Annotated in this window: 7 protein-coding genes; 4 read left to right on the forward strand and 3 right to left on the reverse strand. The window is 70.9% G+C overall.

Features of this window, described 5'->3' with window-relative positions; translation table 11 throughout:
• The first annotated feature begins 52 nt into the window (after positions 1 to 52).
• The 3 genes from ACFVDP_RS42885 (at position 53) to ACFVDP_RS42895 (ending at position 3,178) form a co-directional block, all read left to right on the forward strand.
• Positions 53 to 1,735 carry a trypsin-like peptidase domain-containing protein gene (locus tag ACFVDP_RS42885; protein ID WP_383503063.1) on the forward strand — a complete coding sequence of 561 codons (1,683 nt, stop codon included), beginning with the start codon at positions 53 to 55 and terminating at the stop codon, positions 1,733 to 1,735.
• Positions 1,736 to 1,889: 154 nt separating this feature from the next.
• Positions 1,890 to 2,366: a sec-independent translocase gene (locus ACFVDP_RS42890; protein ID WP_383503066.1), complete on the forward strand. Its 477-nt coding sequence runs from the start codon at positions 1,890 to 1,892 to the stop codon at positions 2,364 to 2,366.
• Positions 2,367 to 2,500: 134 nt separating this feature from the next.
• On the forward strand, positions 2,501 to 3,178 hold the full coding sequence (locus ACFVDP_RS42895; RefSeq protein ID WP_383503069.1) for a hypothetical protein: 678 nt from the start codon (positions 2,501 to 2,503) through the stop codon (positions 3,176 to 3,178).
• Between the two features lie 102 nt (positions 3,179 to 3,280).
• Here the strand turns inward: ACFVDP_RS42895 and ACFVDP_RS42900 are convergent, their stop codons facing one another.
• The 3 genes from ACFVDP_RS42900 to ACFVDP_RS42910 are packed head-to-tail and all read right to left on the reverse strand — an operon-like array spanning position 3,281 to position 6,325.
• A complete protein-coding gene (locus ACFVDP_RS42900) occupies positions 3,281 to 4,414 on the reverse strand; it encodes an Mrp/NBP35 family ATP-binding protein (RefSeq protein ID WP_383503072.1) in 1,134 nt (377 codons plus the stop codon).
• A 44-nt stretch (positions 4,415 to 4,458) separates the two neighbouring features.
• Positions 4,459 to 5,034, reverse strand: a complete 576-nt coding sequence (locus ACFVDP_RS42905; protein WP_383503075.1) for a DUF1003 domain-containing protein — start codon at positions 5,032 to 5,034, stop codon at positions 4,459 to 4,461.
• Positions 5,024 to 6,325 (reverse strand): magnesium transporter MgtE N-terminal domain-containing protein, encoded by a 1,302-nt coding sequence (locus ACFVDP_RS42910; RefSeq protein ID WP_383503078.1) that lies wholly within the window; start codon positions 6,323 to 6,325, stop codon positions 5,024 to 5,026. The genes ACFVDP_RS42905 and ACFVDP_RS42910 overlap by 11 nt, the downstream gene beginning before the upstream one ends.
• Positions 6,326 to 6,609: 284 nt before the next feature.
• Here ACFVDP_RS42910 and ACFVDP_RS42915 point away from each other — a divergent pair, with 284 nt between their 5' ends.
• The gene (locus ACFVDP_RS42915) at positions 6,610 to 7,317 is read left to right on the forward strand and encodes a hypothetical protein (protein ID WP_383503087.1); all 708 of its coding nucleotides are present in this window, start codon (positions 6,610 to 6,612) and stop codon (positions 7,315 to 7,317) included.
• The last annotated feature ends 86 nt before the right edge of the window (positions 7,318 to 7,403 follow it).

The raw sequence follows: 7,403 nt of genomic DNA on the forward strand, positions 1-7,403 counted from the left end.
CGGGAGCCGGCGGTGAGGTGCCGCGGGCCGGGTGCGGGGAGAACAGCGGAACATGGACGAGGGCAAGCCCACGAAGGGCAAGTGGTGGAGCCGCCCCCGACCGGACACGGGGCCCCCGGTGGCGGACGACGGCGACTGGCATCTTCCGGCACCCGCGGCCGCCCCCGTCGGAGCCGGTGCCTCTGGTGATGGCCCTGACACCGTCGCCCCGACCCCCGGACCCGACGCGGCCCCCGACGCCGCGCAGGAAGCCTCAGGGGCCCCTGAGGCCCCTGAGACCCCGATGGACGACTCCCGCCCCGATCCCGCGGGCGACCGGCAAGGGACCCCTCCCGATCCCACGGGCGCCCCGGAAGGTCCCTTCCGGGATCCTGCGGGTGACCGGTACGACGTGCTGCCCTACGGGGCGCCGGGGCCTTGGGCGCCCGCGCCGCCGGTTCAGCATCCGGGGCTGACACCGGCCCACGGCACCGCGATGATGCCGGGGACGCCACCGCCACCGCCCCCCTACCAGGGAGCACCGGTTCCGCACGCGGCCCCGATGCCTGTCGCGCCCTGGCAGCGGTACGACCCGTGGGCCGGGCCCGTCTCGCTGTCGCAGAGCGGTGCGGCCGTCGGGGCGGGGCCGCGGCGCGGGCGGCGCGGCCTGGTGCTCGGCGCCGTACTGATCGCGCTGGCCGCGGGCGGAATCGGCGGGGCCGCCGGTTCGTACCTGGAGCGCAACGGCGGGACGGACGTCGAACTCCCGCAGGCGGGCGCCGAGTCCACCCATCGCGCACCCGGCAGCATCGCGGGCATCGCCGCGAGCGCGCTGCCCGGCGTCGTCACCATCCACACCAAGGGATCGGCGGAGCAGGGCACCGGCACCGGCTTCGTCCTCGACGACCGCGGCCACATCCTCACCAACAACCACGTCGTGGACCCGGCGAGCACCGGCGGTGAGATATCGGTCACGTTCTCCGGGGGCGAGAGCGCCGGCGCGAAGGTCGTCGGCCACGACACCGGCTACGACCTCGCCGTCATCAAGGTCGACAACGTGCACGGCCTCAAGCCCCTGCCGCTCGGCAACTCCGAGAGCGTGCAGGTCGGCGACCCGGTCGTGGCCATCGGCGCTCCCTTCGACCTCGCCAACACGGTCACCGCCGGCATCATCAGCGCCAAGGACCGGCCCATCACGGCGGGCGGCGAGAAGGGCGACGGAAGCGACGTCAGCTATGTCGACGCCCTCCAGACCGACGCGCCCATAAACCCGGGCAACTCCGGCGGACCGCTGGTCGATTCCAAGGGCCGGGTCATCGGCATCAACAGCGCCATCCGCTCCGCCGACGGCGGAGCGGACCTGGACGGCGGCCAGTCCGGCTCCATCGGCCTCGGCTTCGCGATCCCGATCAACCAGGGCAAGCGCGTCGCCGAGGAACTGATCAACACCGGCAAGGCCACCCACCCGGTGATCGGCGTCACCCTGGACATGGACTACACGGGCGACGGCGCGCGCGTGGGCACCAAGGGCAACGGCGGCGGCTCGTCCGTCAGTCCCGGCGGGCCGGGTGCCCGGGCCGGTATTCGGCCGCGTGACGTCATCACCGCGGTGGACGGGGTCCGCGTCCACTCGGGCGAGGAACTGATCGTCAAGATCCGCTCCCATCGCCCCAAGGACAAACTGGTCCTTACGGTCGAACGGGGCGGGAACGAGCGGAAAGTGTCCCTCGTCCTCGGTTCGGCCGACGGCAACTGACCGGTCAAGAACCGGCACAGGTGATCCTGGACGTAGCCCGGTGGCTACCAAATAGACAGGTGCGCCGGGTACCGTGGAGCGGTCCCCTGTCGGACCCTGCCGAAGACCTGCTACCGAAGACCGCCGCGGGCCGAGGACACGCTAGGAGTGCAAGGTGTTCAACGACATTGGCCTACCGGAGGTCATAGCGCTTGTTGTGCTGGCCGTGCTCGTCTTCGGCCCCGACAAGCTGCCGCAGGTCATTCAGGACGTCGCGCGCACCATCCGTAAGATCCGTGAATTCTCGGACAGTGCCAAGCAGGACATTCGTAACGAACTGGGCCCGGAGTTCAAGGACTTCGAATTCGAGGATCTGAACCCCAAGACGTTCATCCGCAAGCAGTTGGACAGCGATGAACTGGGGCTCAAGGAGATTCGCAACGGCTTCGACCTCAAAAAGGAAATGGCCGAGGTCGGCGACGCGGTGCAGACGGTCGGCGATGTGCGGGACGACGCGCCGTCGTCCTCCGCCGGTACTTCCTCCGGTGGCCGGATCAGCATGACCAAGGGTCCTGACCTGGAGAAGCGCCCGGAGTCGACGGAGCAGCCGGCCAAGCCGACACCCCCGCCGTTCGACGCCGACGCGACCTGAACCACACCTCTCGAAACCGGGCCTTGTGGACCCGGTGTGGCATCCTGCCTTGTTGTTGCGCGGACCGGACGTGAGAACGCCCGAGGGGGGCGGGCCGCTCCGGTCCGTACGAGAGCGAGGAGGCGGCCGGGTACATGGAGACGACGAGTCGGGTGGGCGCGCAGGCGCCGGCCACCGAGGGGGCCGGTCAGGTCCCCGGGGCCCGGCGTACGGTCGACGGATACCTGCTGGCGTCCTTCCCGTGGTACGGCCTCGACGAGGCCTTCACGGGACCGCGTTGGCTGATGCAGGTCGGCACCACGGCGGACGGGTCCGTCGAGCACGGTTCGATCGGGCACGGTGACGAGCCCTCCGTACGCAGTGAAGGCACCCTCCAGGGGGACGCCGCCGAGCGGTTCGCGGTCGTGGTGACCGTCGCCGCCAATCCTGTACGGCGCAGCTCCGACGGCACGGGGGTGCTGGAGGCGACGTCCGTCTCCTCCGCCGCCTGGCTCGCCGGGGTGGGGCTGCTCTCGTACACCTGGCCCGGCCAGATGGATCACACGCTGCGGGACGACTGGCTGGAGCAGCAGACCGAGACGGCGTGGGTCCTCGCGGACGATCTGCGGTCGTCGGACTGGGCGGTGCTGTCGTTGCCGGTCGACGGGGTGCCGACGGAGTTCCACTACCGGGAGTCCGAGTACGGGTGGGTTCTCGCCGGGTCGACGCAGGCCGGGGTTCATCTCGGGGCCTACGGCCGGGGGATGAGCGCCTACGGGCTCGGGTTCTCCGTGGTGAAGGACATCGCCGAGTACGCGGCGGGTTCTGCGTAGAGCGCGGCTTTCGTCGTGGCTGGTCGCGCAGTTCCCCGCGCCCCTCAGGGGCGCGGGGAACTGCGCGACCAGCCCCCACCGGGCCGCAGGCGAACGCGCGCCTCAGAACTTGTTGCGCGGGGTGATCCCGAGCGACATGCCCGACAGGCCGCGCTGGCGGCCTCCCAGCTGGTCCGCGATGCCGCGCAGCGCCGCGCCGGCGGGGGAGTCGGGATCGGACAGGACCACGGGCTTGCCCTCGTCGCCGCCCTCGCGCAGCCGCACGTCGATCGGGATGGAGCCGAGGACCGGCACATTGGTGCCCGTCGTCTTCGTGAGCCCCTCGGCGACCAGCTTGCCGCCACCGGTGCCGAAGACGTCGACCATCTCGCCGCAGTGCGGGCACGGCAGCCCCGACATGTTCTCCACGACGCCGACGATCTTCTGGTGCGTCTGCACCGCGATCGACCCGGCCCGCTCGGCGACCTCGGCGGCGGCCTGCTGAGGCGTCGTCACGACGAGGATCTCGGCGTTCGGCACCAGCTGCGCGACGGAGATCGCGATGTCACCCGTCCCCGGCGGCAGGTCGAGGAGCAGCACATCGAGGTCGCCCCAGAAGACATCGGCCAGGAACTGCTGCAGCGCGCGGTGCAGCATCGGCCCGCGCCACACCACCGGCGCGTTGCCCGGCGTGAACATGCCGATGGAGATGACCTTCACCCCGTGCGCCGACGGCGGCATGATCATGTTCTCGACCTGGGTGGGCTTGCCGTCGGCGCCCAGCATGCGCGGCACCGAGTGGCCGTAGATGTCGGCGTCGACGACACCCACCTTCAGCCCGTCGGCGGCCATCGCGGCGGCCAGGTTCACGGTCACGGAGGACTTGCCGACGCCGCCCTTGCCGGAGGCGACCGCGTAGACGCGGGTCAGCGAGCCGGGCTTGGCGAACGGCACCTCGCGCTCGGCGGTGCCGCCGCGCAGCGCGGTGGCCAGCTCCTTGCGCTGCTCGTCGCTCATCACGTCGAGGGTGACCTGGACATCGGTCACGCCCTCGACGCCCAGGACGGCGTCCCGCACGTTGTTCTCGATGGTCGAGCGCATCGGGCAGCCGGAGACGGTCAGATACACGGTGACCGCGACGACTCCGTCCGCACCGATGTCCACCGATTTGACCATCCCCAGCTCGGTGATGGGTCGCTGGATCTCGGGGTCGTTCACTGTCGCGAGTGCCTCGCGCACCGCGTCTTCCGTAGCCATACGACCGATAGTACGGCGCGGTAACCGGGGCACGGAAAGCCCCGTCAGCGGTCGTCTACGTCACGTGCCCGTTCCCGCTCGGCCGGGAATACCCCGCCCTCGGGAACGGAGCGCCGCTGCTCCTCCAGCTCCTTGAGGAGGTCCTGCAGCTCGGAGCGGATCCAGTCGCGGGTCGCGACCTCGCCGAGACCGATCCGCAGGGCCGCCACCTCGCGGCTCAGATACTCGGTGTCGGCGATCGACCGCTCGTTCTGCTTGCGGTCCTGCTCCAGGTTGACCTTGTCGCGGTCGTCCTGCCGGTTCTGCGCGAGCAGGATCAGCGGAGCGGCGTAGGACGCCTGGAGCGACAGCATCAGCGTCAGGAAGATGAACGGGTACTCGTCGAAGCGCAGATCCCGCGGCGCGAAGATGTTCCACACCACCCACGCGATGATGATCACCGTCATCCAGACGATGAACCGTCCCGTGCCCAGGAACCGGGCGATGCGCTCCGACAGCCGTCCGAAGGCCTCGGGGTCGTACTCGGGCAGCAGCCTGCGGCGCGGGGCGCGCGGCTGGTCGAGGCGGATGCGGGGGCGGCGCGACGCCTCGCCCGGGCGGGACGTCTCCTCACTCACCATGGTTCACGTCCCCGGCCAGGTGGAACTCCTGCTCGCGCCAGTCGTCGGGGAGCATGTGGTCCAGTACGTCGTCCACGGTGACGGCGCCGAGCAGCGACCCGCTCTCGTCGACGACGGGCGCGGCCACCATGTCGTACGTGGCGAAGAACCCGGCGATCTCCGGCAGTTGGGCCGACGGCGACAGGGCCTGCAGATCGTCGTCCAGGATCGAACTGACCATCGTGTACGGCGGATCGCGCAGCAGCCGCTGGAAGTGGATCGTGCCCAGGTACTTGCCGGTCGGCGTCTCGTCCGGCGGGCGGCAGACGTAGACCTGCGCGGCGAGCGCGGGGGAGAGGTCGGGGTTGCGGACGCGGGCGAGCGCGTCGGCGACCGTCGCGTCCGGGCGCAGCACGATCGGTTCCGTCGTCATCAGACCGCCCGCGGTCTTGTCCTCGTACGCCATCAGGCGCCGCACGTCGGCCGCGTCGCTGGGCTGCATCAGCGTGAGCAGCCGCTCCTTGTCGTCCTCCGGCAGCTCGCCGAGCAGGTCGGCCGCGTCGTCCGGGTCCATCTCCTCCAGGACGTCGGCGGCCCGCTCCTCCTTCAGCTTGCCGAGGATCTCGATCTGGTCGTCCTCGGGCAGCTCTTCGAGGACGTCGGCGAGCCGCTCGTTGGTGAGCGCCGCGGCGACCTCGGCCCGCCGCTTGGGGGAGAGGTGGTGCAGGACGTTCGCGAGGTCGGCGGGGCGCAGCTGCTCGAAGGTCGCGAGCAGGCTCTCGGCGCCCTGCCCGTCCTCCTCCAGCGAGAACCCGTCGACCGCCGACCAGTCCACGGTCAGCGCCTCACCCTTGCGCCGGAAGGTGCCGTTCTTGCCCTTGCGGACGAAGACCCGGTCGATCTCCCAGTCCCGGCGGGCGGGCAGCTGCTGCACGGACACATCGAGGACGGTGACGATCTCTCCGTGTTCTCGGGGTTCGCCGGGTGTTCCCGACTCGACCAGCCGGACGCGGCGGTCCAGCATCTCGCCGAGCACCAGTCGCTCGGTGGGCCGCTGCTCGAAGCGGCGGACGTTGAGCACACCGGTGGTGATGACCTGGCCCGACTCGATGCCGGTGACGCGGGTCATGGGCAGGAAGATGCGCCGCCGCGTGGACAGCTCGACGACGAGACCGAGCACCCGGGGCGGCCGCCGCCCCACCCGCAGCATCGCCACCACGTCACGGACCCGGCCGACCTGGTCCCCGTTCGGGTCGAAGACGGCGATGCCCGCGAGGTGCGAGACGAAGATCCGGGGGACGCCACCTGCCATGTCTGCCCGTACCTCCTCGTCGCGTACCTGCTCCGTGCTTCTCGTGCGCCTTCACTGTTCCACGGCCGCGAACGTGATCGACGGCCAGGAAAGTGATCAATCCGTGGTTCAGGCTAGCCGGTACCCGTCGAACACGCCTTTGCGCGTCTGCCCGACCGGACCCGCACGGGGAACGGCGGGCGCCACGGGTACGCTGCCGTACTGCCGACGAGCCCCTTTCCGTACGAGAGGTAGTACCGCCCGTGACCGCTTTCCCCCTGGTCCGCCGTACCCGCAGGACGCTCATGGTCGGCGTGATGTGCACGGGGCTCGCGGCCGGGCTCGCGGCCTGCGGGGACGACCCGGACGCCGGCACGAACGGGGTCGGCAAACTGGAGCCGGACAAGATCCAGTCCCGCACGGTCAAGGCGGCGCGGGGCGCGGACGCCGTGCGTCTCGCCGGCACCGTCGTCAGCGGCGGCAGGACCTACAAGCTCGACATGCGGCTGAAGGACGAGGGCGGCACCGGTTCGGTGACGACGGGCGGCAGCACCTTCCGGCTGCTGCGGGTCGACGAGCACCTCTACCTCAAGGCGGACGCCGACTTCTGGTCGCACTCCGACGACGCCGAGACCGGGCACGGCGACGGCGCCGCCGCCGACAAGCTCGACGGCAAGTACGTGAAGGTGCCGACCGGCGACCCCTCGTACAAACGGCTGAGCACCTTCACCGACAAGGACGTGCTGCTCGACGGGCTGCTCACGCTGCACGGCACCCTCGCGAAGGGCGACCGCGGCTCCTCGGGAGGGGTGCGCACGATCGCACTCACCGGCGACGAGGGCTCCGGCGGCACGCTGGACGTCTCCCTGGAGGGAACCGCGTACCCCATGCGCCTGGAGCGGGCCGCCGGTGCCGGGATCCTGCAACTGACGGAGTGGGGCCGGGACTTCACGCTGAAGGAGCCGACGTCCGGCGACACGGTCGACTACGGCCAGCAGCTGCCGGAGTCCTGACGCGCAGTTCCCCGCGCCCCTGGAAGCGAGCTCCGCTCGCCCAGGGGAGGCTGCGCGTAGCGCATGCCTCAGGGGCGCGGGGAACT

Origin of the sequence: Streptomyces sp. NPDC057694 (assembly GCF_042799415.1) — a bacterium.
Lineage (GTDB): Bacteria > Actinomycetota > Actinomycetes > Streptomycetales > Streptomycetaceae > Streptomyces.